This is a genomic window from Pseudaeromonas aegiceratis (assembly GCF_046254905.1).
Taxonomy (GTDB): domain Bacteria; phylum Pseudomonadota; class Gammaproteobacteria; order Enterobacterales; family Aeromonadaceae; genus Pseudaeromonas; species Pseudaeromonas aegiceratis.
The window spans coordinates 1,996,183-2,021,921 of the sequence record NZ_CP158016.1 but is presented as its reverse complement, the minus strand read 5'-3'; the positions used below and the strand labels follow the sequence as shown (position 1 = coordinate 2,021,921).

21 protein-coding genes are annotated in these 25,739 nt (G+C 60.0%); 12 read left to right on the top strand and 9 right to left on the bottom strand.

Annotated features, from left to right (window positions below):
* Positions 1-135 precede the first annotated feature (135 nt).
* From thrS to ABHF91_RS09505, 9 genes are all read left to right on the top strand, one after another.
* Positions 136-2,064 carry a threonine--tRNA ligase gene (gene thrS / locus ABHF91_RS09545; RefSeq protein ID WP_409420074.1) on the top strand — a complete coding sequence of 643 codons (1,929 nt, stop codon included), beginning with the start codon at positions 136-138 and terminating at the stop codon, positions 2,062-2,064.
* Between the two features lie 48 nt (positions 2,065-2,112).
* Positions 2,113-2,607 carry a translation initiation factor IF-3 gene (gene infC / locus ABHF91_RS09540; protein ID WP_409420073.1) on the top strand — a complete coding sequence of 165 codons (495 nt, stop codon included), beginning with the start codon at positions 2,113-2,115 and terminating at the stop codon, positions 2,605-2,607.
* A 93-nt stretch (positions 2,608-2,700) separates the two neighbouring features.
* Positions 2,701-2,895, top strand: a complete 195-nt coding sequence (gene rpmI, locus ABHF91_RS09535; protein WP_345014402.1) for a 50S ribosomal protein L35 — start codon at positions 2,701-2,703, stop codon at positions 2,893-2,895.
* 14 nt (positions 2,896-2,909) lie between these two features.
* Positions 2,910-3,266, top strand: a complete 357-nt coding sequence (gene rplT / locus ABHF91_RS09530) for a 50S ribosomal protein L20 (RefSeq protein ID WP_409420072.1) — start codon at positions 2,910-2,912, stop codon at positions 3,264-3,266.
* A gap of 168 nt (positions 3,267-3,434) precedes the next feature.
* Positions 3,435-6,269 (top strand): EAL domain-containing protein, encoded by a 2,835-nt coding sequence (locus ABHF91_RS09525; RefSeq protein ID WP_409420071.1) that lies wholly within the window; start codon positions 3,435-3,437, stop codon positions 6,267-6,269.
* Positions 6,270-6,346: 77 nt separating this feature from the next.
* Positions 6,347-7,330, top strand: a complete 984-nt coding sequence (pheS, locus tag ABHF91_RS09520) for a phenylalanine--tRNA ligase subunit alpha (RefSeq protein WP_409420070.1) — start codon at positions 6,347-6,349, stop codon at positions 7,328-7,330.
* A 15-nt stretch (positions 7,331-7,345) separates the two neighbouring features.
* Positions 7,346-9,733 carry a phenylalanine--tRNA ligase subunit beta gene (gene pheT, locus ABHF91_RS09515; protein WP_409420069.1) on the top strand — a complete coding sequence of 796 codons (2,388 nt, stop codon included), beginning with the start codon at positions 7,346-7,348 and terminating at the stop codon, positions 9,731-9,733.
* A gap of 2 nt (positions 9,734-9,735) precedes the next feature.
* Entirely contained in the window at positions 9,736-10,047 is a 312-nt protein-coding gene (locus ABHF91_RS09510; RefSeq protein ID WP_409420068.1) for an integration host factor subunit alpha, read from the top strand.
* 285 nt (positions 10,048-10,332) lie between these two features.
* Complete coding sequence (locus tag ABHF91_RS09505) at positions 10,333-11,085, top strand: hypothetical protein (protein ID WP_409420067.1); 753 nt, start codon at positions 10,333-10,335, stop codon at positions 11,083-11,085.
* 61 nt (positions 11,086-11,146) lie between these two features.
* Here ABHF91_RS09505 and ttcA read toward each other — a convergent pair whose 3' ends face one another.
* The 3 genes from ttcA to ABHF91_RS09490 form a co-directional block, all read right to left on the bottom strand.
* Entirely contained in the window at positions 11,147-12,076 is a 930-nt protein-coding gene (ttcA, locus tag ABHF91_RS09500; protein ID WP_409420066.1) for a tRNA 2-thiocytidine(32) synthetase TtcA, read from the bottom strand.
* Between the two features lie 70 nt (positions 12,077-12,146).
* On the bottom strand, positions 12,147-13,064 hold the full coding sequence (uspE, locus tag ABHF91_RS09495) for a universal stress protein UspE (RefSeq protein ID WP_409420065.1): 918 nt from the start codon (positions 13,062-13,064) through the stop codon (positions 12,147-12,149).
* 102 nt (positions 13,065-13,166) lie between these two features.
* Complete coding sequence (locus tag ABHF91_RS09490) at positions 13,167-13,928, bottom strand: FNR family transcription factor (RefSeq protein ID WP_409420064.1); 762 nt, start codon at positions 13,926-13,928, stop codon at positions 13,167-13,169.
* A gap of 242 nt (positions 13,929-14,170) precedes the next feature.
* Between ABHF91_RS09490 and hrpA the strand changes: the two genes are divergently transcribed.
* Complete coding sequence (gene hrpA, locus ABHF91_RS09485) at positions 14,171-18,055, top strand: ATP-dependent RNA helicase HrpA (protein ID WP_409420063.1); 3,885 nt, start codon at positions 14,171-14,173, stop codon at positions 18,053-18,055.
* Positions 18,056-18,121: 66 nt separating this feature from the next.
* Here the strand turns inward: hrpA and ABHF91_RS09480 are convergent, their stop codons facing one another.
* The gene (locus ABHF91_RS09480) at positions 18,122-19,006 is read right to left on the bottom strand and encodes a LysR family transcriptional regulator (protein ID WP_409420062.1); all 885 of its coding nucleotides are present in this window, start codon (positions 19,004-19,006) and stop codon (positions 18,122-18,124) included.
* 140 nt (positions 19,007-19,146) lie between these two features.
* On the opposite strand from ABHF91_RS09480, the gene ABHF91_RS09475 reads away from it, so the two are divergent.
* Together ABHF91_RS09475 and ABHF91_RS09470 are read left to right on the top strand one after the other, a co-directional pair.
* Complete coding sequence (locus ABHF91_RS09475; RefSeq protein ID WP_409420061.1) at positions 19,147-19,773, top strand: NADPH-dependent F420 reductase; 627 nt, start codon at positions 19,147-19,149, stop codon at positions 19,771-19,773.
* A 49-nt stretch (positions 19,774-19,822) separates the two neighbouring features.
* Entirely contained in the window at positions 19,823-20,404 is a 582-nt protein-coding gene (locus ABHF91_RS09470; RefSeq protein ID WP_409420060.1) for an ester cyclase, read from the top strand.
* A 995-nt stretch (positions 20,405-21,399) separates the two neighbouring features.
* Here ABHF91_RS09470 and ABHF91_RS09465 read toward each other — a convergent pair.
* The 5 genes from ABHF91_RS09465 to ABHF91_RS09445 all read right to left on the bottom strand — a co-directional run bounded on the left by ABHF91_RS09465 (position 21,400) and on the right by ABHF91_RS09445 (position 25,736).
* Positions 21,400-21,621 carry a hypothetical protein gene (locus ABHF91_RS09465; protein WP_409420059.1) on the bottom strand — a complete coding sequence of 74 codons (222 nt, stop codon included), beginning with the start codon at positions 21,619-21,621 and terminating at the stop codon, positions 21,400-21,402.
* Positions 21,622-22,174: 553 nt separating this feature from the next.
* Positions 22,175-22,675 carry a TIR domain-containing protein gene (locus ABHF91_RS09460; protein WP_409420058.1) on the bottom strand — a complete coding sequence of 167 codons (501 nt, stop codon included), beginning with the start codon at positions 22,673-22,675 and terminating at the stop codon, positions 22,175-22,177.
* 9 nt (positions 22,676-22,684) lie between these two features.
* Complete coding sequence (locus ABHF91_RS09455) at positions 22,685-23,083, bottom strand: hypothetical protein (RefSeq protein ID WP_409420057.1); 399 nt, start codon at positions 23,081-23,083, stop codon at positions 22,685-22,687.
* Between the two features lie 997 nt (positions 23,084-24,080).
* The gene (locus ABHF91_RS09450) at positions 24,081-24,431 is read right to left on the bottom strand and encodes a thioredoxin family protein (RefSeq protein WP_409420056.1); all 351 of its coding nucleotides are present in this window, start codon (positions 24,429-24,431) and stop codon (positions 24,081-24,083) included.
* 288 nt (positions 24,432-24,719) lie between these two features.
* Positions 24,720-25,736: a LysR substrate-binding domain-containing protein gene (locus ABHF91_RS09445; RefSeq protein ID WP_409420055.1), complete on the bottom strand. Its 1,017-nt coding sequence runs from the start codon at positions 25,734-25,736 to the stop codon at positions 24,720-24,722.
* Between the last annotated feature and the right edge of the window lie 3 nt (positions 25,737-25,739).

The window sequence follows — 25,739 nt, the reverse complement described above, 5'->3', positions numbered from 1 at the left end:
CACCCGGCGGCATTCATTACACTGCGTCGTCACATGTCCGAGAGTAGCGGACAGACGGTCGATTTCTTCCATTCAAAGATTTCATTGTTTCAGCAAGTGGCACTTGGTAGGTGTCACCACTGTAAGGACATAATCATGCCTGTAATCACGCTTCCTGATGGCTCCCAACGCCAGTTTGATCACCCTGTCTCCGTAATGGATGTGGCCAAGGACATAGGTCCCGGCCTGGCCAAGGCCTGTGTGGCCGGTCGCATCAACGGGCAACTGGTGGACGCCTGCGAGGTCATCAGCGAGGATGCCAGCCTGGCCATCATCACCATGAAGGATGACGACGGTCTGGAGATCATGCGTCACTCCTGTGCCCACCTGCTGGGTCATGCCATCAAACAACTGTGGCCCCAGACCAAGATGGCCATAGGTCCGGTCATCGATAACGGCTTCTACTATGACGTGGATCTGGATCATCCCCTGACCGACGAAGACATCGCCGCCCTGGAGGCGCGGATGCTGGCGTTGGCCAAGAAGGACTATGACGTCATCAAGAAGCGGGTGAGCTGGCAAGAGGCACGCGACGTTTTCGAGTCCCGTGGTGAGACTTACAAGATGGCCATCCTGGACGAAAACATCGCCAAGGACGATATGCCGGGCCTGTACCACCACGAAGAGTACATCGACATGTGTCGTGGCCCCCACGTGCCCAACATGCGGTTCTGTCATCACTTCAAGTTGCAGAAGATCTCCGGCGCCTACTGGCGTGGGGATGCCAACAACAAGATGTTGCAACGCATCTATGGCACCGCCTGGGCCGATAAGAAGCAGCTGGCGGCGTACCTGCAGCGGTTGGAAGAGGCCGCCAAGCGCGACCACCGCAAGATTGGCAAGCAGCTGGACCTGTACCACATGCAGGAAGAAGCACCTGGCATGGTGTTCTGGCACCATGACGGTTGGTCCATCTTCCGCGAACTGGAACGTTTTACCCGGGAAAAACTCTGGGAGTACCAGTACCAGGAAGTGAAAGGACCCTTCATGATGGACCGAGTGCTCTGGGAGCGGTCCGGACACTGGGATAAGTATGCCGATGCCATGTTCACTACCAGTTCCGAGAACCGTGAATATGCCATCAAGCCGATGAACTGCCCGGGCCATGTGCAGATCTTCAATCAGGGCCTCAAGTCCTATCGGGATCTGCCCCTGCGGATGGCTGAATTTGGCTGTTGTCATCGCAACGAACCCTCAGGTTCCTTGCATGGCCTCATGCGTGTTCGTGGTTTCACGCAAGATGATGCCCACATCTTCTGTGCCGAAGAGCAGATTCAGGATGAGGTGAGCAGCTGCATCAAGATGGTCTACGACATCTATGGCACCTTCGGTTTCAATGATATTGCCGTCAAGCTGTCTACCCGTCCGGATAAGCGAATCGGCAGCGACGAGATCTGGGACAAGTCGGAACATGCCTTGGCCGAAGCCCTCAATGCCAACGGTCTGGAATTCGACTTCCAGCCGGGCGAAGGGGCCTTCTACGGGCCCAAGATTGAGTTCACCCTGCACGACTGTCTGGGCCGCGCCTGGCAGTGCGGCACCATACAGCTGGACTTCGCTCTGCCGGGCCGACTGGGTGCGACTTACGTGGGCGAGGATAACGAACGCCATGTGCCTGTGATGATCCACAGAGCCATCCTGGGTTCCATTGAACGCTTCATCGGGATCCTCACCGAAGAGACCGCCGGTTACTTCCCAGCTTGGCTGGCACCGACTCAAGTGGTGGTCATGAATATCACCGACAATCAGGCGGACTACGTCAATCAAGCGGTTAGTGCACTCAATCTCGCTGGAATCCGTGCAAAGGCGGACTTGAGAAATGAGAAGATTGGCTTTAAAATCCGCGAGCACACCTTGAAGCGGGTGCCCTATTTGCTGGTTTGCGGCGATAAAGAGGTCGAAACTGGCGAAGTGGCCATCCGAACTAGGAAGGGCGCGGATCTGGGCAAGCTGAAACTGGATGACTTCATTCAGCAGCTGCAACAGGAGATCCGGTCCAAAGGTCAGAACACTGTGGAGGAATAAGCTATAAAAGGCGCAAAAAAGACGGGAAAACAGCCACCACGTACCCGCATGAATGGCGAAATTCGTACTAAGGAAGTTCGTCTGGTGGGGATCGAGGGTGAAGCGATCGGTGTCGTATCAATTGAAGAGGCACTGGATCGTGCCGTTAAAGCTGGGGTAGATCTGGTTGAGATCAGCCCTAACGCCGAGCCCCCGGTCTGCCGGATCATGGACTACGGCAAGTTCCTCTACGAGAAGAGCAAGTCTCAGAAAGAGCAGAAGAAGAAGCAAAAGCAGATCCAGGTGAAGGAAATTAAGTTCCGGCCTGGGACTGATGAGGGCGACTATCAGGTAAAACTGCGCAACCTGATTCGCTTCCTCGAAGAAGGTGACAAGGCCAAAGTAACGCTCCGCTTCCGCGGTCGTGAAATGGCGCATCAGGACCTCGGCTTGAATGTTCTGGAACGGGTCAAAGCCGATCTGGAAGAGCTGGCCGTCGTGGAGTCCTTCCCCAGGGTGGAAGGTCGCCAAGCCGTCATGATGCTGGCACCGAAAAAGCGGTAATCAGGCTCATCAAGTAACAGACCCATCAGGCTTAGGTCTGGTGGGTTTTGTTCGCCTGATTGCCATCATTGGCAAACACAATGCGGAGTTATTATGCCAAAGTTGAAAAACAACAAGGGCGCCTACAAGCGCTTTAAAAAGACCGCGAACGGCTTCAAGCGTAAGCAGTCTCACCTGCGTCACATCCTGACCAAGAAGAGCACCAAGCGTAAGCGTCATCTGCGTGCCATGAGCATGGTTGCCAAGAGCGACCTTCTTCAAGTAACCAGCATGTTGCCGTACGCATAAGGGGAGAGTGACAAATGCCTAGAGTAAAACGTGGTGTGACTGCCCGCGCTCGTCACAAGAAGGTGATGAAGGCCGCCAAGGGTTATTATGGTGCCCGTTCCCGTGTTTACCGCGTTGCCAAGCAAGCGGTAACCAAGGCCGGTCAATATGCCTACCGTGACCGTCGTCAGAAGAAGCGTCAGTTCCGTCAGCTGTGGATCGCCCGTATCAACGCGGCTTCCCGTCAGAACGGTCTGTCCTACAGCCGTTTCATCAACGGTCTGAAGAAGGCTTCCATCGAGATCGATCGTAAGATCCTGTCCGATATCGCCGTTCATGACAAGGCTACCTTCACCGCCCTGGTGGAGAAGGCCAAGGCTGCTCTGGCCTAATCGGCTGACAGCAAGAGGGGAGGCAAAAGCCTCCCCTTTTTTATTGTTATTTCCTGGGCTCTTTGATATTTAAGAGAGTCTTCAATTACCAGTGATGGCGTCGTGTGTAGAACCCTTCTCTTCGTACTTTGTTGGCTGGTCGGCTTGGCATCGGCCCAGGCCACTGTCGTGCTGCCGATCAAGGATCGGCATACTCATTTAGACGCCAGCGAAGTCCTCGAATACCGGGTTGGCGAGCCGCAACAAAGCTGGCCCTGGGAAGTCGCCTATCGCCCCGGTTGGCGTTCGGTGCGGGGGGCTGGCCCCGTGATGGGGTTCGATTCCCGGCCTTATTGGTTCCGAATCGCCCTCGCCAATCAATCCGGCGAGGAGCAGCTGTTGATGGTGGACGCCGGTGTGCCCCTGTTGGACAAACTGGATGCCTTCCTCATCGCCAAGGGCCGACTGATGCGGGTGTGGAAGACGGGCATACAGCGCGGCGTCGGCACCAAGCCCTATCCCTCCAAGGTGTTTACCTTCCCGCTGTCGTTGCAGCCGGGAGATGAGGTCCAACTCTATTTTCGCGCCGAGCATCAAGGTTTCTTGACCTTCCCGCTGTCGGTGACCAATCTGCGGGAGCATGCCCTCAAGCAGTCCTATGACAAGCTGCAGATGGGGGTGACCGGGGGGGTCTTCATCCTGGCGGGCTTGTATGCCCTCCTGTTATACGGCTTCATCCGGGAATCCCGCTTCCTCTATTACGCCCTGTTCTGCTTCAGCCTGATGGCCTCCGCCTGGATATTGAAGGGCTATGCCGGCAGCTATCTGCTGTTTCCTTCCTGGCTCAGCGGCACCCGCAGTCTGCTGAGTTGTGTCGGACTGTTGTTGCTGGCCCTGGTGCTCTCCACCCTGGACATGTATCGCGTCTGGCTGACCCAGCGCCAGCGTCAGCTGGGGCATTGGGTGGTGGGGCTGATCCTGATTGGGGCCGTCTTGCCCTGGCTGCTGGACTTCAAGCAGGGTCTGTTTGTCCTGTTCGGCCTGTATAGCCTGGTGACCCTGCTGGCGCTGCTGCTGGTGTTCTTCTTCATCGGCCGGGCCGGCTGGTTGCAACGGCTCTATAGCAATGCGGCGCTGGGCTTCCTGGCCAGCTGCCTGTTGTTGTTTGCCAATCATCTGGGCTGGTGGCAGCAGGGCTGGATCACCGATTACCTGATCTCCGCCTTCAGTGCCTTGGCTGCCGCCCTGCTGGTATTTGCCCTGGCCTATCGCACCTATCAGGAGAAGCGGGGGCGCCTGCGGGCCAAGCGGCAGGTTTCGGAAGGGCTCAAACGCTACTTTGAGTTGTACCATAACGCCAACGAAGGCTTGTTCACCTCCACCCTGGAGGGGCAGCTGATGGCGGCCAATCCCGCCTTCTGCCGGCTGTTCGGGTATGCTGATTTCCAGATCATGGCCTCCTCGGCGGGGCGCAAGACCCAGTCGCTGTATGCCCAACCCAATGAGCGCGACGACCTGTTGGCCCAGCTGTTCTCCAACAGCCAGCAAGGGGTACGCAAGGACGTGCAGATGCGCCGCCCGGACGGCACCACCTTCTGGGCGCGACTCTCCTTGCGCATTTCCCATCGGGAGGGCAAGAACCGCCCCTTCCTGATCGAAGGCATCCTGGTGGACATCACCGAGGGCAAGGAGTACCAGGCCCGGCTCGAGTTTCTCACCACCCACGATGAGGTGACTGGGCTGCACAACCGCCGTTACCTCATGGGCCTGCTGGAAGCCCTGTTTGTGCGGCGCGCGCAGGACCCCGGCACCGATTACCTCTGTTTCATCGACATCGATCACTTCAACCTGATCAACGAAGGGGGCGGGCATCTGGCCGGGGACGAGTTCCTCAAGCTGCTGGCCCAGCAGTTGGGGCAGAAGATGACCTCCCGTTTCGCCCTGACTCGCCTGAGCGGTGACGAGTTTGCCATCCTGCTGGAAAACACCTACGTGGATGAGGCCATCCGTTTCGCCGAGCAGTGCCGCAAGCTCATCCAGGAGCAACGCTTCATCTGGGACAGCAAGATCTACTCGGTCACCGCCAGCCTGGGGCTGGTGCCCATACAGCCGGGCTGCCACGATGCCTCGGCCCTGATGGCCCTGGCGGACGCGGCCTGCTCCACCGCCAAACGGCAGGGGCGTAACCGCCTGCACGTCTACTCGGATCTCAGCCCGGAGATGCGCCAGTATCAGAACGAGGTGGCCTGGGTCTCCCGTATCAACCAGGCCCTGGCAGAGAACCGCTTCGTGCTGGCGCGCCAGCTCATCATCCCGGCCCACGGTGGCGGCGGTGGTCAAAAATACGAGATCCTGTTGCGGCTGTTGGGGGAGCAGGGGGAGCTGATTTCACCGGTGACCTTCCTGGGGGCCGCGGAGCGCTTCGGCCTGATGCCGGCCATCGACCTGTGGGTGCTGAAAAATCTGATGGCCTGGTACCAGGATCATCCCGACGAGCTGGCCAAGCTGGAACAGGTGTCGGTCAACCTGTCCGGTGAATCGGTGGGCACCCCCAAGATGCATCGCAAGCTGCAGCAGATCCTGGAGGCGGCCCGTTTCCCCATGAACAAGCTCTGCTTCGAGATCACCGAGACCCAGGCCATCGCCAACATAGATGCTACCCGGGCCTTTATCACCAGCTTCAAGGCGCTAGGCTGTCGCTTCGCCCTGGACGATTTCGGTAGCGGCTTCTCCTCCTACGGTCACCTGAAGGACCTGCCGGTGGATTGGCTCAAGATCGACGGTCAGTTCGTGGAGAAGATGGACCAGAATCCCACCGATGCGGCCATCGTCCGCTCCATGGCGGAGCTGGCCCGCGCCGTGGGGGTCAAGACGGTGGCGGAATACGTGGCCAATCCGGCCATAGAGGCGCAATTGACCAAGATGGGGGTGGACTACCTGCAAGGGTACGCGATCCACCGACCGACCCTGCTTTCCGACCCCCTGCTGCTGGGGTTGCCGGGTGCCATTGCCGTGGCCAAATGAGCAGGATTTAAGTTAAAATTCATCCCTTTGCCTACACATGCCATTTTGCCCTACGGGGCGAGGGTTAAGAGGAAACCATGCAACAGCTAGAAGAAGTGATTGCCAAGGCACAGGCAGAAATCGAGAGTGTCACGGAGGCGGCCGCCCTGGAGGAGCTGCGGGTACAATATCTGGGGAAGAAGGGCTTCTTCACCGAGCAGATGAAGGGCCTGGGTGCCCTGCCCAATGAAGAGAAGCCGGCAGCCGGGGCCCGCATCAACCAGGCCAAGATGGCGGTGCAGGATGCCCTGAACGCCAAGCGCGATGCCCTGCATGCCGCGGAACTGAACAAGAAGCTGGCCGCCGAAACCATCGACGTCAGCCTGCCGGGCCGTCGCCTGGAGCAGGGCGGTCTACACCCGGTGACCCGCACCATAGAGCGCATCGAGCGCCTGTTCGGCGAGCTGGGCTTCAGCGTCGCCACCGGGCCGGAGATCGAAGACGATTTCCACAACTTCGATGCCCTGAACATTCCGGCCCATCACCCGGCCCGCACCGATCACGATACCTTCTTCTTCGATCCGACCCTGATGCTGCGGACCCACACCTCCGGCGTGCAGATCCGCACCATGGAGCAGCAGCAGCCGCCCGTCCGCATCATAGCGCCGGGCCGGGTCTATCGTAACGACTACGACATGACCCATACCCCCATGTTCCACCAGGTGGAAGGCCTGCTGGTGGATGAGAAGGTGAGCTTCACCGAACTCAAGGGCATATTGCACGACTTCCTGCTGCACTTCTTCGAAGAGGATCTGCAGATCCGCTTCCGTCCCTCCTATTTCCCCTTTACCGAGCCCAGCGCCGAAGTGGACGTCATGGGCAAGAACGGTCGCTGGCTCGAGGTGCTGGGCTGCGGCATGGTGCACCCCAGCGTGCTGCGGGCCGTGGGGATCGACCCGGAACGCTACTCCGGCTTTGCCTTCGGCATGGGGGTAGAGCGGTTGACCATGCTGCGCTACGGCGTCAATGACCTGCGTGCGTTCTTCGAGAACGACCTGCGTTTCCTCAAGCAGTTCAAGTAAGGGAAGGGAAAACAGATGAAATTCAGTCAATCCTGGGTCGCCGAGTGGGTAGCCGCCGACCTGGTTACCGAGACCCTGGCCGAACAGATCACCATGGCCGGGCTGGAAGTGGACGGCATAGAGCCGGTGGCCGGGGCCTTCAACGGCGTCCTGGTGGGGGAAGTGGTGGAGTGCGCCCAGCACCCGGATGCCGATAAGCTGCGGGTCACCAAGGTGAACGTGGGGCAGAGCGAGCTGCTGGACATCGTCTGCGGCGCGCCCAACTGCCGCGCCGGCCTCAAGGTGGCGGTGGCCACCGTCGGCGCCGTGTTGCCTGGCGACTTCACCATCAAGAAGGCCAAGCTGCGTGGTCAGCCTTCTCACGGCATGCTCTGCTCCTACAGTGAGCTGGGTATTCCGGTGGAAGCCGATGGCATCATAGAGCTGCCGCTGGATGCCCCCATCGGCACGGATCTGCGGGACTACCTGCAGCTCAACGACGTGGCCATCGAGGTGGACCTTACCGCCAACCGGGCCGACTGCCTGGGGATTGCCGGTCTGGCACGTGAAATCGCCGTACTCAATCGCTGTGCCGTCACCGCACCCCAGTGGGCGCCGGTGCCCGCCAGCTGTGATGCCAGCTTCCCCATCCGCGTCGAGGCCGCCGAGGCCTGTCCGCGCTATCAGGGGCGGGTGCTCAAGGGGTTGAACCTGGCCGCCGCCACCCCGCTGTGGATGCAGGAGCGGCTGCGCCGCTGTGGCCTGCGCAGCATAGATCCCGTGGTGGATGTCACCAACTACGTGATGCTGGAGCTGGGGCAGCCCATGCATGCCTTCGATCTGGCCAAGCTGTCCGGCGAACTGGTGGTGCGTCTGGCTCAGGCCGACGAACAGCTCACCCTGCTGGATGAGTCCGAGGTCAGCCTCAAGCCTGAGACCCTGGTGATTGCCGACAGCCGAGGCCCGCTGGCCCTGGCCGGGGTGTTCGGCGGCTTGCACTCCGGGGTGTCCGCCACCACCCAGGACATACTGCTGGAGTGTGCCTTCTTCGCGCCGCTGGCCATCAAGGGCCGCGCCCGCAGCTATGGTCTGGCGACCGACTCCTCCCACCGCTTCGAGCGGGGCGTGGATCCGCAACTGCAGGCCCAGGCCATGGACCGCGCCAGCCGTCTGCTGCTGGACATCTGTGGTGGTGAAGCCGGTCCCGTTGTCGAGGTGGCAAGCCAAGCCAATCTGCCGCAACCTCAGCCCATCACCCTGCGTCGTGACAAGCTGACCCGCGTGGTGGGCATGGCGTTTGACGATGCCGACGTGATGGAAATCCTCACCCGTCTGGGGCTGGATGTGACCGCCACCGCCGAGGGCTGGCAGGCGCTGTCCCCCAGCTGGCGCTTCGACATCGCCATCGAAGAGGATCTCATCGAGGAAGTGGCCCGCATCTATGGCTACAACAATATCCCCAACGAGCCGCCGGTGGCGCACCTGCAGATGATCGAGCGCCCCGAGGCGGATCTGCCCTTGAAGCGTGCCCGGGATCTGCTGGTGGATCGCGGTTATCAGGAAGCCATCACCTACAGCTTCGTGGATCCCAAGTCCATGGGCCTGCTGTTCCCGGCTTGCGACCCCATAGTGCTGCCGAATCCCATCTCTGCCGAGATGTCCGCCATGCGCGTCTCCATCTGGCCTGGCCTCATCGATGCCCTGGTGTATAACCAGAATCGTCAGCAACCCCGGGTGCGGCTGTTTGAAACCGGCCTGCGCTTCATCAAGGATGCCAACGCGGAGAACGGGATTCGCCAGGAGCCCTTGCTGGCCGGCGTGATCTGTGGTGATCTGGCAGGTGAGCAGTGGGGCGTACCCTCCCGCCCGGTGGACTTCTTCGATCTCAAGGGGGATCTGGAAGCCCTGCTGGCCCTGACCGGTGAAGCCGAGCGCTTCCGGTTCGTGCAGGATACCCACAGTGCCCTGCATCCGGGGCAGGCGGCCCGCATCGACAAGGACGGCGTGCCGGTGGGCTGGATCGGGGTCATTCACCCGAGCCTGGAGAAGAAACTGGGTCTCAAGAGCAAGGTGGTGCTGTTCGAACTGGAACTGGCTGCCCTGTTGCAGGCCCGGATCCCGGTGGCCGGCGAGCTTTCTCGCTTCCCGGCCAACCGGCGCGATTTGGCTCTGGTCGTGGATGAGTCCCTTGCCGCAGATGATTTGCTGCTACACATCAAAAAAATTGGCGGAAATCAGATAGTTGGAATAAACTTGTTCGACATATACCAGGGGCAGGGTGTTCCGGAAGGCAAGAAGAGTCTGGCCATCAGTCTCACCATGCAGGACACGCAACGCACCCTGGAGGAGAAGGAGATCGCCGATACCGTCAATCGGGTGGTGGAGGGGCTCCGCACTGAGTTCAATGCATCCTTGAGGGATTGACTATGGCCTTGACCAAAGCCGATATCGCTGAACATCTGTTCGACCAGCTTGGGATGAGCAAGCGGGACGCCAAGGAGATGGTAGAAGCCTTTTTCGAGGAGATTCGTGTCGCCCTGGAAGCCGGCGAACAGGTGAAGATTTCCGGCTTTGGTAATTTCGAGTTGCGCACCAAGAGCGAGCGCCCCGGGCGCAACCCGAAGACCGGCGAGGACATTCCCATCACGGCCCGTCGGGTGGTGACCTTCCGGCCCGGGCAGAAGCTCAAGGCCCGGGTGGAGCATGCCACGCCGGTCGAGTCGGATGAAGAGGAGTGATCCGCCGCGCATCGGTCATGCACCGTGCGCCGCGTAGTCCGCCCATCTCTCGGACAAGACATCAAAGCCAGGCAACTGCCTGGCTTTTTTATGCCCGCGCGGCGCCCGTGGTGCCGGGTAGGGCCATCGGCGGATGCTAGGCGCTGGTGGCCGCGAAAGACAGGCCCAGGCGCCAATTTCTGGCCCAGCTGCGCTGAACGTGCTGTCTTGTTGCGTGTTCGTGCTTAGCGTCCTGGCGGCGCCAAGGTGCTATAATGCCCCGTCGTTTTTTGTTGAGTAGTTTTTATGAGTGAGTCGTCGCGCATCGTCGTCCTGGGGGGAGATATCGAGTCCTCCTTGTCTCATCCTCCCGCGCTATCCCTGTGGGCCCTGTTGCGCGAGGCGGCCCGCCTGACCTTTCATCGCGGCAGCGCCGGCGTCTTGTTGGCCCTGTTGGCGGTGACTGCTATCTGGCTGCTGTTGGGGGAGGGCGTCGCCCGTTGGCTGGGGGCCACGCCGGATCCGCGCACCCTGACCCTGCTGGGGCTGCTGTCGACCGCCTTGCTGGCGCCGCTGACCGGCGGGCTGGAGATGATGGGCCTGCAGCGGGCGGTAGGCTTGCGGGTGCGGGCCAGTCGGGTATTTGACTATTGGCGCTTCCTGCTGCCCCTGGCGGGCCTGAGCCTGCTGGTCAACGTCAGCTCGGCGGTGTTGAGCCTGGCCATCGAACACCACGGTGGTGGCAATTGGCTCACCCTGTTACCGTCCGTACTGTTTTCCATGTTGAGCCTATTCTGCGTGCCCTTGATGCTGGAGCGCGGCTGCAATCCCCTCACCGCCCTCTGGCTGTCGGTGCGCCTGTTTGTCCGCTGCTGGCAGTCCTTGCTGCTGCTGCATCTGTTGCTGCTGGTGTTGCTGGTGGTGGCCCTGCTGCCCATGGGGTTGGGGCTGCTGCTGCTGACGCCCTTCTATCTCATCCTGCGGGGCTTGCTCTACCGGGAGATCTGCGGGGTGCGGGTGCAGGTGGTGGAGGACGGCGGCGGTCGCCTGCAAGCCTAGGCTTGCGCGAGCATGCAAAAGGGCGCCTTCGGCGCCCTTTTTTCTGGCTTTATCGTCACAGCTAGCTGAGCTCTACGATATCCAGTCGCTGGGTGTCGGCCGCCCGCTCATCCCCGTCGTCGTCCAGTTCCTGTGGCACCAGGGAGATCTCCGGCTTGTCGAAGGCGATATCCCCGCCATCGATGACGCCGCTGTCCCGGTTGATGGACTTGAAGTCGAACAGCTGGTGATCCAGCAGGTGGCTGGGGATCACATCCTGCAGGGCGGTGAACATGCTTTCCACCCGGCCGGGGAAGCGACGGTCCCACTCCTGCAGCATCTGCTTGATGGCCTTGCGCTGCAGGTTCTCCTGGGAGCCGCACAGGTTGCAGGGGATGATGGGGAAGGCGCGCCAGTCGGCGTAGCGGACTATGTCCTTCTCCTTGCAGTAGGCCAGGGGGCGGATCACCACATTCTGGCCGTCGTCGCTCACCAGCTTGGGGGGCATGGACTTGAGCTTGCCGCCGTAGAACATGTTGAGCAGCAGGGTCTCGAGGATGTCATCCCTGTGGTGGCCCAGGGCGATCTTGGTGGCGCCCAGCTCCTTGGCGGTGCGGTAGAGGATGCCGCGGCGCAGGCGGGAGCACAGGGAGCAGGTGGTCTTGCCCGGCGCTATCTTCTCCTTGACGATGGAGTAGGTGTCTTCCTCGACGATCTTGTACTCGATGCCGAGACCGTCCAGGTAGGCAGGCAGCACCTCGGTGGGGAAGCCGGGCTGCTTCTGATCCAGGTTCACGGCCACCAGCTCGAAGTGCACCGGGGCGCTGGCCTGCAGGTTGCGCAGTATGTCCAGCATGGTGAAGCTGTCCTTGCCGCCGGACAGGCAGACCATGACCTTGTCACCCTCTTCAATCATGTTGAAGTCGGCAATGGCCTGGCCGACATGGCGCCGCAGGCGTTTCTGCAACTTGTTGTTGTTGTAGATTTGTTTGGCGCTGAGTTCTTGCGTCATGACCACTCCCCACGGGACAAAAAAGGCGGCCTATTATAGCCGTGTCCCGGGGGAGGGCAAGGCAGGTCGGTTATGCCTCGTCGGCATCCGGTTTGATGACGATGAGATCGCAGGACATCTCGTCCGCCACCTGCTCGGCGGTGTTGCCGATCAGCGCCGCCGACCAGCCGGTGCGGCCCACGCTGCCTACCACGATCAGCTCCGCATCCAGCTCCAGGGCCAACTCCGGCAGCACATCCTCCGGCAACCCTTCACGGATATGGGTGTGATCCTCCGGCACATGGTAGCGGGCGGCGTAGTCGGCCATCTGCTGTATGTGGTGTTGGCGGATGGCGTCGTTGTAGATCTCGGGGGTGAAACCCGGCACCTCCAGGGCGATGTTGATGGTGGGGCAGGGGAAGGCGTTCACCAGATGCAGCTCGGACTTGAGCAGCTGGGCGGCTTGCTGGGCCTCGTGCAATATCTTGTCGTTCAAGGCCATCTGCACCGGTTCGTCGCTGAAGTTCAGCGCCGCCAGCACATGGCCGTGCATGGGCCACTCGTGCTCCTTGACCAGCAGCACGGGGCAGTGGCAGCGGCGGATCAGATGCCAGTCGGTGGGGGTGAAGATGAAGGTCTGCAGCAGGTTGTAGTGGTGGGCGCCCTTGACCACCAGATCGTGGTGGGCTTCCTCCACCTCCTGCAGGATCTGCTCGAACGGCCGGCTGTGCCAGACCACCTTCACCTCGATATCGAAGCCCTGGGTGAGGTAGGGTTCGGCCATGGCCTGCAGCCACTCCTGCCGGTAGTTCACCACCCCGCTGCGCATCTCTTCCCGTTCCTCGGCGGAGAGGATGGAGGTGATCTCGTAGGAAAAGTCGTAGATGGCCAGGAACAGCTTGAGTTTGACGTTGTGGCCCAGCCGGGCGATATCCAGCGCCCGGTGCAGGGAAGCCTGTTCATCTACCGCCGGATCGATTACCACCAGAATATTGTTGTATTTGATCATGCTACCCCCTGAAAAATCATCGAGAACGGTAACTTCATCATTAGGTTAGCCCATGGGCCACACTCTGTTGGACGACGGGATCAAGAAATCAGGTATTCGTCCTCAGGGGGTGGGGATGCGGCAGCTGGCCGCACCGGCCAGTTGGGCCAGCACCACGGGATCCAGTATGGTCACGTACTTGCCCTTGACCCGGATCAGCTCGATCTTCTGGAAGCGGCCCAGCAGTCGGCTGATGGTTTCCACCGTCAGGCCCAGGTAGTTGCCAATGTCCCCCCGGGTCATGGCCAGGCGGAACTCCTTGGCGGAGAAGCCGCGCTCGCTGAACCGGGTAGAGAGGTTATGCAAGAAGGCGGCCAGCCGCTCCTCGGCATTCTTCTTGGACAGCAGCAAGATCATCTCCTGATCCCCCATGATCTCGCTGCTCATCAGGCGCATGATCTGCTGGCGCAGCTTGGGCATGCGGCCGGCGAGCTCGTCGAGTATGTCGAACGGGATCTCGCACACCATGGAGGTCTCCAGGGCCTGGGCGAAGGAGAGGTGCCGCTGGCGGGAGACGGCATCAAAGCCCACCAGATCGCCTGCCAGGTGAAAGCCGGTGATCTGCTCGTCGCCCTGCTCCGTGATGGTGTAGGACTTGATGGTGCCGGAACGGATGGCATAGAGGGATTTGAGCTCATCGCCGGCCTTGAACAGGGTTTCCCCCTTCTGGATGGGCTTTTTGCGCTCTATGATGTTGTCGAGCTGATCCAGTTCCTGTTCATTGAGGGTGAACGGAATGCACAGCTGACTGATGCTACAGTCCTGACAGTGAATGGTGCAGGCCCCAGATGGGGCTCTTTTGGGGCTTTTCTTGTCTTGGATCATCTCGACATCAGATGGATTTTGATTTTTATCAAACAATACTACCCTAAGCCGCGGCCCTTGCACAGGCTAACGATGCGTCGGTACGAATGGGTTCCTATTGAGTTCCTTTTCTAACTGGCGCTGCGACGACCGGCCATTTCTGGTAGCATGCTGCCCCAGTTCCCCTCTGCCCCCTGGTGGGGCAAACAGTCCTGCCGCCGGTGCAAGGCAACGGCGTGGCTCATCATCATCAGAGGTCTGTTTTGTCACTCGAGATTGCCCAACTGCAGGCGGCCTTGGCGCCCTGCCTGACCATGGATCGCCTGGCCCTGTCCCGCCGCCTGAAGGGGGTGGAGCGGGTGCCGGAGAAGAAGCGTCAGCCCATACTGGAAACCCTGGCTCTGGAGATCGCCGCCGCCCAACTGCGGGCCGAGCAGCGGGCCGGGCAGATCCCGGCCATCAGTTACCCCGCAGAACTGCCGGTCAGCCAGAAGAAAGACGAGATAGCGGCGGCCATCGCGGCCCACCAGGTGGTGATCGTGGCCGGGGAGACCGGCTCGGGCAAGACCACTCAGCTGCCGAAGATCTGTCTCGAAGCCGGCCGTGGCATCCAGGGCCTGATCGGTCACACCCAGCCCCGGCGGCTGGCGGCCCGCAGCGTGGCCAGCCGCATCGCCGAGGAGCTCAAGTGCGAGCTGGGCCAGGCGGTGGGCTACAAGGTGCGCTTCAACGATCAGGTCAGCGCCGACTCCTATGTCAAGCTGATGACCGACGGCATACTGCTGGCGGAAATCCAGCACGATCGTTTCTTGAGCCAGTACGACACCCTCATCATCGACGAGGCCCACGAGCGCAGCCTCAACATCGACTTCATCCTGGGCTATCTCAAGCAACTGCTGCCCAAGCGGCCGGATCTCAAGGTGATCATTACCTCCGCCACCATAGATCCCGAGCGCTTCTCCCGCCACTTCGGCAAGGCGCCCATCATAGAGGTGTCGGGCCGCACCTATCCCGTCGAGACCCGCTACCGACCATTGGTGGATGGCAGCGACGAGAAGGACCCGCTGCAGGGCATCTTCGATGGGGTGGACGAGCTGTGCCATGAGGGGCTGGGGGACATACTGATCTTTCTGAACGGCGAGCGGGAGATCCGCGATACCGCCGACGCCCTGCGCAAACGCAACCTGCGGGACACCGAGATCTTGCCGCTCTACTCGCGGCTCTCCAACGCCGAGCAGAACCGGGTGTTCAGCCCCCATGCGGGCCGGCGCATCGTGCTGGCCACCAACGTGGCGGAAACCTCCTTGACGGTGCCGGGCATCCGTTACGTCATCGATCCCGGCACGGCGCGCATCAGCCGCTATTCGGCCCGCACCAAGGTGCAGCGGCTGCCCATCGAGCCCGTCTCCCAGGCCAGCGCCAACCAGCGCAAGGGCCGCTGCGGCCGGGTGGCGCCGGGGATCTGCATCCGCCTGTATGACGAGCAGGACTTCCTTTCCCGGCCCGAGTTCACCGATCCGGAAATTCTGCGCACCAACCTGGCCTCGGTCATCCTGCAGATGCTCTCCTTGGGCCTGGGGGAGATGAGCCGCTTTCCCTTCGTGGAGGCGCCGGACAACCGCCAGATCAGCGACGGCGTGCGCCTGCTGGAGGAGCTGGGTGCCATCCAGGGCAAACCCGAGGGCAAGGAGGGGCTGCGCCTCACCCCCCTGGGCAAGCAGCTGGCCCGGGTGCCGCTGGATCCGCGCCTGGCGCGCATGGTGCTGGCGGCGCCGGACTTCGACTGCCTGGAAGAGGTGCTCATCATCACGGCAGCCCTCTCCATCCAGGATCCCCGGGAGCGGCCCATGGACAAGAAGCAGGCCGCCGACGAGCTGCACCGCCGCTTCGAGGACAAGGACTCGGACTTCCTGGCCCTCTTGAGCCTGTGGCAGTACCTGAAGGACATCCAGAACCAGGAAAGTCAGAACCAGCTGCGCAAGCGCTGCCAGAAGGAGTTTCTCTCCTACCTGCGGGTGCGGGAGTGGCAGGACATCCACTATCAGGTGCGTCAGGCCAGCCGCGAGCTGGGCCTCAAGCACAACGAGGTGGCCGCCGATCCGACCCGTATCCATCAGGCGCTGCTCTCGGGTCTCTTGAGTCACATCGGCAACAAGGACGGCGAGAAAAACGAGTTTATCGGCGCCCGCAATGCCCGCTTCATGCTGTTCCCCGGCTCGTTTCTGGCGAAGAAGCCGCCCAAGTGGGTGATGGCCGCCGAGCTGACAGAGACCTCCCGGCTGTTCGCCCGCACCGCGGCGCGCATCCAGCCCGAGTGGATCGAGCCCCTGGCCGGGCACCTCATGAAACGCAGCTACTCGGATCCGCGCTGGTCGAAGAAGGCCGGCGCCGTGCTGGCCAGCGAGAAGGTGACCCTCTATGGCCTCACCATAGTGCCGGAGCGGGAGGTGCAGTACAGCCAGATCGATCCGGCGGCCTGCCGCGAGCTCTTCATCCGCCGCGCCCTGGTGGAGGGGGACTGGGACACCCGCCACGCCTTCTTCAAGCAGAATCTCAAACTGCTGCTGGAAGTCGAAGAGCTGGAGCACAAGTCGCGCCGTCGCGACATTCTGGTGGACGACGAGACCCTGTTCGCCTTCTACGACGAGCGCATCCCCCACGAGGTGGTCAGCGCCCGCCACTTTGACCGCTGGTGGAACCAGGCCGCCAAGGCCGAGCCCGAGCGGCTCAACTTCGAGCGCGAGATGCTGATGAAGGGGGATGCCAGCCATATCAGCGAGCTGGATTACCCCAACTTCTGGCACCAGGGCCGCATCAAGTTGAAGCTCTCCTACCAGTTCGAGCCCGGCGAGGCGGCGGACGGGGTGACGGTGCACATCCCACTGGCCATCCTGAACCAGGTGGAGCCGGCGGGCTTCGAGTGGCAGATCCCCGGCCTGCGCCAGGATCTGCTCATCGCCCTCATCAAGGCGCTGCCCAAGCCCATCCGCAAGAACTTCGTGCCGGCGCCCAACTACGCCTCGGCCTTGAACCAGGCGATCAATCCCGACATGGGCCCGCTGCTCGATTGCATCGAGAAGCACCTAAAACGCATGAGCGGCGTGACCATAGCCCGGGAGAGCTGGGATCTCAATCAGGTGCCCGATCACCTGAAAATCACCTTCCGGGTGGTGGACGAGCACGGCAGGAAGCTGGCCGAGGGCAAGGAGCTGCAGACCCTCAAGGACGAGCTGCAGGGCAAGGTGCAGGAGACCCTCTCCAAGGTGGCCGACAGCGACATAGAGCAGGATGGCCTGACCCTGTGGAGCTTCGGCCCACTGCCCCAGGAGTACAGCCAGAAGCGTGGCGGCTACGAGGTCAAGGCCTATCCGGCCCTGGTGGACAACAAGGCGTCGGTGGGCATTCAGCTGTTCGACACCCAGGCGGGCCAGGCGGCCGCCATGTGGGCCGGCCAGCGGCGGCTGGTGCTCTTGAACGTGCCCAACCCCATCAAGTACCTGCAGGAGAAGCTGCCCAACAAGGCCAAGCTGGGCCTCTACTTCAACCCCTTCGGCAAGGTGGCGGAGCTCATCGATGACTGCATCGCCTGCGGCTGCGATCAACTGATGCGCCAGCACGGCGCGCCCAAGTGGGACGCCGCCGAGTTTGAGGCCATGAAGGAGGCGATCCGCGGTGAGCTCAACGACGCCGTGGTGGCCATCGCCGCCCAGGTGGAGCAGATCCTCACCAGCGCCCATGGCATCAAGAAGTTGCTCAAAGGTCGGGTGACCCTGGAGCTGGCCTATGCCCACTCGGACATCCAGGCCCAGCTGGAGGGGCTCATCCACAAGGGCTTCGTCAGCCAGACGGGTCAGGCCCGCCTGCCGGATCTGCTGCGTTACCTCAAAGCCATCGAGCGGCGGCTGGAGAAGATACCCCTGGATCCCAACCGCGACCGGGTCTACATGCTCAAGGTGCAGGCCGTGGAGCAGCAGTACCAGCAGCTCTTGGCCAAGCTGCCCAAGGGGCTGCCGGTGCCCGACGAGGTGGGCAACATCGCCTGGATGCTGCAGGAGCTGCGGGTCTCCTTCTTCGCCCAGGCCCTGGGCACCCCCTATCCCATCTCGGATAAGCGGGTGAGTCAGGCGATAGCCGCGGTGAAGTGTTAGGCAGTGCAGTGTAAATGGTGAAACGGGCGCGAAAGCGCCCGTTTGTTTTGGTGCGCCCCGCCGGGCCTATGCCTTTTCCACCAGGAAGTCGATCAATGCCCTGACCTTGGCGGAGAGGTGTTTGCGGGAGAGATAGACCGCATAGAGATGATATTCCCCCAGATGCCAGTCCGGTAACAGGGGCACCAGGCTGCCGTTGGCAATGTGCTCCGCCACGATAAAGGCGGGCTGAATGATGATGCCGCCACCGGCCACTCCCAGGCGGGTGAGCAGATCACCATTGGAGGCATGAATGCGCGACTGCACCCGCACCGTCACCTCCCGCCGATCCTGATCGAAAAAATGCCAGTTCTCGCCGGTGGCCAGATAGGAGTAGCTCAGGGTGTCATGCTCGGCGAGCGCCTGGGGACTGTCGGGGAAGCCCCGACGGGCCAGATAGGCGGGAGCGGCACACAGGATGATCTCGATGGGTTTGATCCTCCTGGCCACCACCTGGGAGGTCAGGGACTGGGAGATGCGGATGGCCACATCAATCCCCTCGAAGGCCAGATCCACCACCCGGTCGGTGAGGTCGATATCCAGGGTCAGCTCGGGATAGCGCGCCATAAATTCCGGCAGCAGCCGGGCCAATTCATGATTTCCGTAAGAGAGCGGGGCGCTGATGCGCAACAGTCCCTTGGGCTGCAGCGACTGCTGCCCGACGATGGCTTCTGCCTCCGCCACATCCCCCAGGATGATCTTGGCCCGTGAATAATATTCCTGCCCCGCGCTGGTGACGGAGATCCGCCGAGTGGTGCGATGCAGCAATCGCGCCCCCAGGTGCGCCTCCAGCCCACTGATCTGGCGCGAAATGGCGGCCGTCGAGGTATCCAGCATCTCGGCGGCGGCGACGAAACTCCCGCTGTCCACCACGGCCACCAGGGCTTGCATGGCCTTGAGCACATCAATCATCTGTCGCTCCGATCGTTGCGAATTTAGTAATAGTTACTTCCTCTTTACGCCATTTTTATCTGAATTGTTGCGGCTAGTATAGGCAACAAGGTCATCCACTGGCGATGACCAACTCACTACAGCGATTTGACGAGGTGCATATGAACATCACAGTAATTGGTTCCGGCAACATGGGTGCTGCCTTTGTAAAACAACTGACCCAGGCCGGCCACACAGTTTCCATCATCAGCCGTAATGCCGCCAAGGCACAGGAACTGGCCGCCACCTATGGCGCCCGCGTCGTCACCCCGGCCGAGGCCGCCAAGGCCGAGCTGCTGGTGCTGGCCACCGGGTTTGCCGATGCCGTGCCTGCCCTGAGTGCGCTGGGGGATCTGACCGGCAAGACGGTCATCGATATCACCAACCCCCTGACCGCGGATTACATGGGCCTCACCATAGGCCACAGCACCTCAGCCGCCGAACAGATCGCCGCCGCCGTGCCGGGCGCCCGCGTGGTCAAGGCCTTCAACACCCTGTTCGCCCAGGTGCTCGGCGCCGGTGCGGATCTGGGCAACGGCCAAACCGCCACCGTGTTTGTGGCCGCCGATGATGGCGCCGCCAAACAGGTGGTGGTCGGCCTGGCGCAAGGCTTGGGCTTTAGCGTGGTGGATGCCGGCGCCCTGAAGAATGCCCGCTATCTGGAGCCCTTGGCGGGGTTGAATATCTATCTGGGCTATGGCGCCGGGCTGGGCACCAACATGGCTCCGACCTGGATCCACAAGGCCTGACGGTCTGGGAAACATCACAGTAAATGACGAATAACGTTGGAGAATGGATATGAAAACTCAATTTACCCCTGTTGCCGCAGTACTCTTGTTGATTGCCAGTTCCACCGGCGTGGCGTTCGCCGCCACCCAGACCGCCGCCGAGCAGGCCGAAATTGCCGCCCTCAAGGCACAGGTGGCCGCCGTGGCGAAGACCCGGCAGACGGAACAGGCCAACCTGACCAATTTCGACGATCTGGACTTTAACGTGTACAGCGGCCAGAAGTGGGACGAGCTGGGTAAGAGCCATGCCAAAGACATCCTGGTGCACTACCCGGACGGCCACACCAGCAAGGGGTTAGCCGCGCACATCGAAGAGCTTAAGCCCATGTTCGTCTTCGCCCCGGATACCAAGATAAAAGAGCACCCCATCCGCATCGCCTCCGGGGAGTGGACCGCCGTCTCCGGCACCATCGAGGGGACCTTCTCACAACCCATGCCCGTCGGGGAGGGGAAGACCATCCCGGCCACCGGCAAGAGCTTCAAGCTGGGCATGATGACCATAGGCCACTGGAACAAGGCGGGCGTGATGGATGAAGAGTGGCTGATGTGGGACAACCTGTCGTTTATGAAGCAGATCGGCCTGGCCAAGTAATCTTTGTTACTTGCGTGAGTTGAAATAACCCGGTGCCAGTGGCACCGGGTTTGCTTTTTGGGGCCGGAGGGCCCCTGGCGGTTGGTGCTGGCCGGGCCGGCGGGTATTGATCTTCCCCCTTTTAAGGGGAGGCCGGGTGGGGGATGGCTTGCTGGGTGGTTGCCCGATTGGCTGTTGCCTGCGGCGTGGGTGACTGGATCGCAAGGGGCCATTTCGCCCTTGGTCGGCCTGGGCACTGGGCCGTCATCAACGCCGATTAGCCTTCCTTGGCTTCGCACCCCGCTCGGGCTATCCATGCCCTAGCGCCAAACCGGGGCCGGGATATTCAATCCCGTCCCTTTCCGGTTTGGCCCCGACGCGGCGATGACTGGCTCAGCATGCCTCCTCGGCCAGCGGCAAGGGAGGGGGATACAATAAGCATCCTGGCCGAGAAAATTACGGCGCAATACGTCTTCGGCTATTGCGCCCTTTGCGGGCTGCCACATGGTAGACGTTGGGCTTCATTTCATTCAGCCCAACCTACGGGCTAAGCTTTCAATAGCCAATGTAACAATATTATTGTTATCAATTAGGACTACGTAAGCAGATACCCTACAGTCATTAACCTAGAACGTCCCATATACTTCATTCTCGGGAGCGACAATTCTTCTGCAACTTCATTATTTGACACTTGATGACATGCCTTTAACTGATCGACATTGACAGGAAAGCGATAGAACTTACCTTTCGATTTTATGAAGTACCATTTTTTAGCCTTTGCACTGTTAATTGGCACATACCAAGTCATATAAGAAGTGACATGTTTATGAAGCTGCATTATTTCACCTAATTTATTTTCATAGATGTCTTAGAAAGACTACACCCGAGTGAGGACTTTATTACTCTAGTGTTGCTTATCTCAATAGGTCACTTGATACCGCTAATATTTGGCTAAAGGGCGGCCCGCTGTAAGCGGGACGTCCAAGTGAGCGTAATGAACATCTTTAAGTCACTTGTTAGGGATGTTCATTATCAGCTTCAGCATTCAGATAGCGGATAAGAGCCACAGGATCATCATTTAGGCTGCGGACATGTTCTTCTATGGCTTCAAGAGCCAGGAAACCTCCATGAGCCTGAATAAATGCAGTTTCGTTATTCGACAGCGGTCTACTAAGGATCGTCATACAGATGTTTATGATGCTGCGCTGCCAATTTACGACTATCTGTTCGTTGTCCATATGCCTAACGCCCTGGTAATGGGCGACAAAACCAAAGGTTTTGGCGTCTCGCACAGCCCCGCCGGGGCGGAGCGAAGTTGACCAGATTGTTAGGAGCGGGGTAATAGTTCATGCCCTGCCTCAGTAATCCAGCCAGTCACCACTAAATAACATGCATCTAAGCCTTTGAATATGTGTGACTCGGAAGTGATCGTGGTATATGTGAATCGAGCCCGCTCCCGGTAAAAAGCATGATGCTTTCGTGATCCACGTTTAACTAAAGAAACACTTACTTGAAAGTTGCCACTGTTTATAGAATTGTCTTTGGATGCGGCACTAATAGAAAATTCATATATATCTTGCCCGGAATCAACAAGCAATAGGCGCGTTACTACCTCATCCCAATGTTCGAATGACTGAGCTTCAAGTCCTTTTTTAGCCAACCAATTCGCGAGTTTCGTCTTAAATTCCATGTTTTGAGACATGATGTTGTTCGCCTAACGCCCGCGTAATAGACGCGAGCTTGCGAGCGTCCTAATTGACGCGCTTGTTATGTGAGGACTATCAGGAAACACTACGGATTATCCTTTCTGATTTTTATTGCCTCTTCGACGGCATTTGCAAGATGCTGCGATATCCATGCGTATTTTTCTTTGCTGGTAGCACCACCAGGGTTATAGCACTTGACTATGGAGGATAGCTTCTTATTGGTTGTGCCGTGAGTAATATAGTCGAATGGATTAGCTCCCTGCGTTGATGTTTCACCCGCTAGGTTCTTAATGCCATGAATATAAATTCCAACAATACCCATGCCCGAATTCCAAGACTCAACAATTTCATGATTGATCCATTTTCTGTTGGCAGTGTCACTGCCAACCAACAATATGGTGCATGATTTGCCATTCATCTGATTCGCAATCCAGCGTTTAATCGCGGCCTCACCACCTTTTGTTACAGTTTCCCAGTCATTGTCAGATGCAGGTCTATTGCCCTCGATAGAACCTATTTGACGAATTTGCGCAGCCCTTTGACAATCGGGTTGATAATGAAAACTGTAGAAGCACTTTCTTGCCATGGTATTACCTCACATTTGGATGAACATTACTATTATCACCGCACCAATCAGAGCACCGTGAAAGACGATTAAAGTCTTTGAAAGAAATGCTGAAGCCCACTCATTTGCTCCACTATGGACCTCTCTGGTGTCCATTGAAAAATCAATTTCATCAGCTTCAAGCCGGCGAACTTTTTCGTAGAGTTTACGATATCCGCGCTCCAGCGAAAGAAAATATCCATCTAGCGCCCAAAAGGCGATTGCTGGAAAATAGGCCAAAAAAATAAATTTCACATTGGAGTTGTTGGCCGATAATGCAAATAGTGCTGAGATCAAAACCACACTCCAGCCTTTCAAAAGGAAAGAATTGGTAGAAAGCCTATTAATGACCCCTTGAATGAAATCTAAATGCTTTAATTTTCTATCCATTGAGTTTCCTTACTTTCAGTCAAGGATCACATAACAATTTATTCTGCGGCATTTTGCCACCTATCCACGGGCAGCCAGCCGCCTAGTTCCATTTAGTCAGCTTTATTTGCCATGCAACCCATTGTACTGACAGTGGAAATTTCGACGCTTTCTTTGCGTTCGTGGATAGGCGGCAAATTGGCCACCTATCCCGCCGTGGGACCTGATCGTGTTCTTCTTGATCATTGATACAGTGGTTTCCCTGCGGGCTTGGGCTGGATTTCTGACCCGATACAGACGCTACCGCCCCTGAGTCTCAGCCCTCACACTGCTGCTTGCACCACATCCTTGTGAGTCCCTATCCTAACCGGCCTTTACGAACTTTGACATGCGGATTGGTCACATTTGGCAATCTGTCGAATCGGCTGCAGTCGGCTCTCTTCATCTGTCCGGGCGGTTTCTTAAGGCCATTTCGTCTCCGCTGCTTGGGTGTTCGTCATCTGGCGCAATACGCTTTGCTATTGCGCCCTACGGGAAATGAGTAATCCGATAAATTGGCTGCATCTCAGGCGCCGGTTGACAGGATCAGTCTCCCCTCTGTCTGGCCGAGGAGGCGGCGATGGGCGGGCGGTGCGGCAGGGAGCCGCGCCAGTCATCATCACGCATGGATGCGTGTTGATGACGTGCCCTAAGCCCAGCGCAGGAGACGAGGGTAGCCGCAGGCCCAGACAGTCGGGGAGTGCCGGGTTCGCCAAGGGGGCGGCACTAGCCCCCTTGGCACGCCCCCGTGCAGCGGTAGGTTGGCAAGGCGTTGTGGCTGATAAGGGCGGAACGGCCCAACCGCTACATCAGTCCCGCACCAGCGGTATCGGTAAAAGTGCTATGCCCGACAGGGCGCAACGGGCAAAGCTTTTCTGGATAAATAACCTCAACGAAGTTGAGCCAGCCCAATGCTGACCCCACCCCAACCCTCCCCTTGGCAGGGGAGGGAGCCAGTGTTCAATGCCGCATCCGGCGGCTAGGCCCCCTGACCAGCCAGCTGCGCCAGCAGCTCCCTCACTTCCTCGGCCATCACTGGCCGCACCCGCCGTGCCACTTCCTGGCCGTCTTTTAGCAGGATCAGCGTCGGCCACAGCTTGACCTTGAAGGCGCGGCCCAGGGGCTTGCCCTTGCCGTCATAGATCTTGAGATGAGGCAGTTGGGGATAGTCGACCATGGCGGCCTGCACCGCCCGCGCACCGGCCTGACAGTGCATGCACCAGGGCGCGCCGAATTCCAGCAGCAGATCCCCCGGCTGCCCACTGACCTGCTCCAAGGTTGGTGCGTCTTCGGAATAGTCGGGGTTATAGCCTTTGCAGAGATTATCCATATCCACCTCTTGTGTTTGCCAAACGCATGGCTGAAACGGCCCATAAGCGGGCCTGTGTCGCCGGATGGCGCAGCCTATCACCTGCCCACCATAGCGCGTAGTCACCTTAAGTTTGGCCGCATCGCATCCATAAAAAAGAGGCTGATCAAGATTCGACGCCAGGGCCACTTACGGGATCCATCTCCCCTCTGTCTGTCCGACAGGGCGGAACGGATAAAGCCCAATCTGAGCCGCCGGATCACAACGGCCAAGCGGCCCCACCCTCAAGACCTGTCTGCCGCTAGGCAGCTAGTTCCCCGCCGCCAGGCTCCAGGGCCCCTCTGGCATCAAGGCCACCTGCTCCAGCAGCCACTGGCGGAAGGCGCGGATCCGCGGCCGCTCGGCGTTTTCCTTGCCGCACAGGAAGAAGTAGCGCCGGCGGGAGGGGATCTGCAGGGGGAAGGGTTGCACCAGCTCGCCACGCCCCAGCCGCGGGGCGGCCAGCAGGCCGCGGCCCATGGCCACCCCCACCTGGTTCATGGCGGCGGCTAAGGTGAGATCGAAGTGGTTGAAGATGTCGCAGTTCTGCTGAATGTCCAGCTCCAGCCCGGCGGCACTAAGCCACTGCTGCCATTCGTCGTACACGGCGTCCGGGTGCAGCGCCTCCACGTCATGCAGAAAGCGGCAGCCGGCCAGGGGCGCCGGGCTATCCCACAGGCCGTGCTCATCGGCGTAGCGGCGGGAGCAGACCGGGCTTAAGGTCTCGCCAAACAGCGGCAGGCACTGCACCCCGGGCTGGGGGTGCTCGTCGTAATAGATGGCGGCATCCACAGGATCGCGGTTGAAGTCCAGCAGGCTGGCCCGCACCCGCACCCGCAGCTGGATATGGGGGTACTGGCGGTGAAAGTCCGCCAGCCGCGGCACCAGAAAGTGGCGGGCGAAGGTGGGCACCACCCCCACCACCAGCAGGCCGGTGGCGCTACCCTGGTTGATGCTGTCCAGCTCGTCGTACAGACGGCCGAGGCCGGCGTGGATCACCTCGAACAGCCGGCGCCCCTCGTCGGTGAGGCTCAGCTGGCGCGGGGTGCGCAGGAACAGGGCGTAGCCCAGCTGCTCCTCCAGGGCGCGGATGCGGTGGCTGATGGCGCTCTGGGTCAGCATCAGCTCGTCGGCGGCGCGGGTGAAGTTCAGGTGGCGGGCGGCGCACTCGAAGCACTGCAGGGCGGCGAGATTGGCCCGGCGCAGCAGCTGGGCTGTCTTGCTGGGGGCGTCGGGGGGAGAGCCTGGGGTAATGGCCATGGCAGCCTCGGTGGCAACGTTTGTCATGAA

Coding starts and splice junctions, on each gene's coding strand:
- ttcA (WP_409420066.1), bottom strand. CDS start 12,076: ATGACGCAAGAACTCAGCGCCAAACAAATCTACAACAACAACAAGTTG.
- ABHF91_RS09460 (WP_409420058.1), bottom strand. CDS start 22,675: ATGGCAAGAAAGTGCTTCTACAGTTTTCATTATCAACCCGATTGTCAA.
- rpmI (WP_345014402.1), top strand. CDS start 2,701: ATGCCAAAGTTGAAAAACAACAAGGGCGCCTACAAGCGCTTTAAAAAG.
- uspE (WP_409420065.1), bottom strand. CDS start 13,064: ATGATCAAATACAACAATATTCTGGTGGTAATCGATCCGGCGGTAGAT.
- ABHF91_RS09465 (WP_409420059.1), bottom strand. CDS start 21,621: ATGGACAACGAACAGATAGTCGTAAATTGGCAGCGCAGCATCATAAAC.
- ABHF91_RS09505 (WP_409420067.1), top strand. CDS start 10,333: ATGAGTGAGTCGTCGCGCATCGTCGTCCTGGGGGGAGATATCGAGTCC.
- ABHF91_RS09475 (WP_409420061.1), top strand. CDS start 19,147: ATGAACATCACAGTAATTGGTTCCGGCAACATGGGTGCTGCCTTTGTA.
- ABHF91_RS09445 (WP_409420055.1), bottom strand. CDS start 25,736: ATGACAAACGTTGCCACCGAGGCTGCCATGGCCATTACCCCAGGCTCT.
- ABHF91_RS09490 (WP_409420064.1), bottom strand. CDS start 13,928: ATGATCCAAGACAAGAAAAGCCCCAAAAGAGCCCCATCTGGGGCCTGC.
- infC (WP_409420073.1), top strand. CDS start 2,113: ATGAATGGCGAAATTCGTACTAAGGAAGTTCGTCTGGTGGGGATCGAG.
- ABHF91_RS09510 (WP_409420068.1), top strand. CDS start 9,736: ATGGCCTTGACCAAAGCCGATATCGCTGAACATCTGTTCGACCAGCTT.
- ABHF91_RS09455 (WP_409420057.1), bottom strand. CDS start 23,083: ATGGATAGAAAATTAAAGCATTTAGATTTCATTCAAGGGGTCATTAAT.
- pheT (WP_409420069.1), top strand. CDS start 7,346: ATGAAATTCAGTCAATCCTGGGTCGCCGAGTGGGTAGCCGCCGACCTG.
- rplT (WP_409420072.1), top strand. CDS start 2,910: ATGCCTAGAGTAAAACGTGGTGTGACTGCCCGCGCTCGTCACAAGAAG.
- ABHF91_RS09480 (WP_409420062.1), bottom strand. CDS start 19,006: ATGATTGATGTGCTCAAGGCCATGCAAGCCCTGGTGGCCGTGGTGGAC.
- thrS (WP_409420074.1), top strand. CDS start 136: ATGCCTGTAATCACGCTTCCTGATGGCTCCCAACGCCAGTTTGATCAC.
- pheS (WP_409420070.1), top strand. CDS start 6,347: ATGCAACAGCTAGAAGAAGTGATTGCCAAGGCACAGGCAGAAATCGAG.
- ABHF91_RS09450 (WP_409420056.1), bottom strand. CDS start 24,431: ATGGATAATCTCTGCAAAGGCTATAACCCCGACTATTCCGAAGACGCA.
- ABHF91_RS09470 (WP_409420060.1), top strand. CDS start 19,823: ATGAAAACTCAATTTACCCCTGTTGCCGCAGTACTCTTGTTGATTGCC.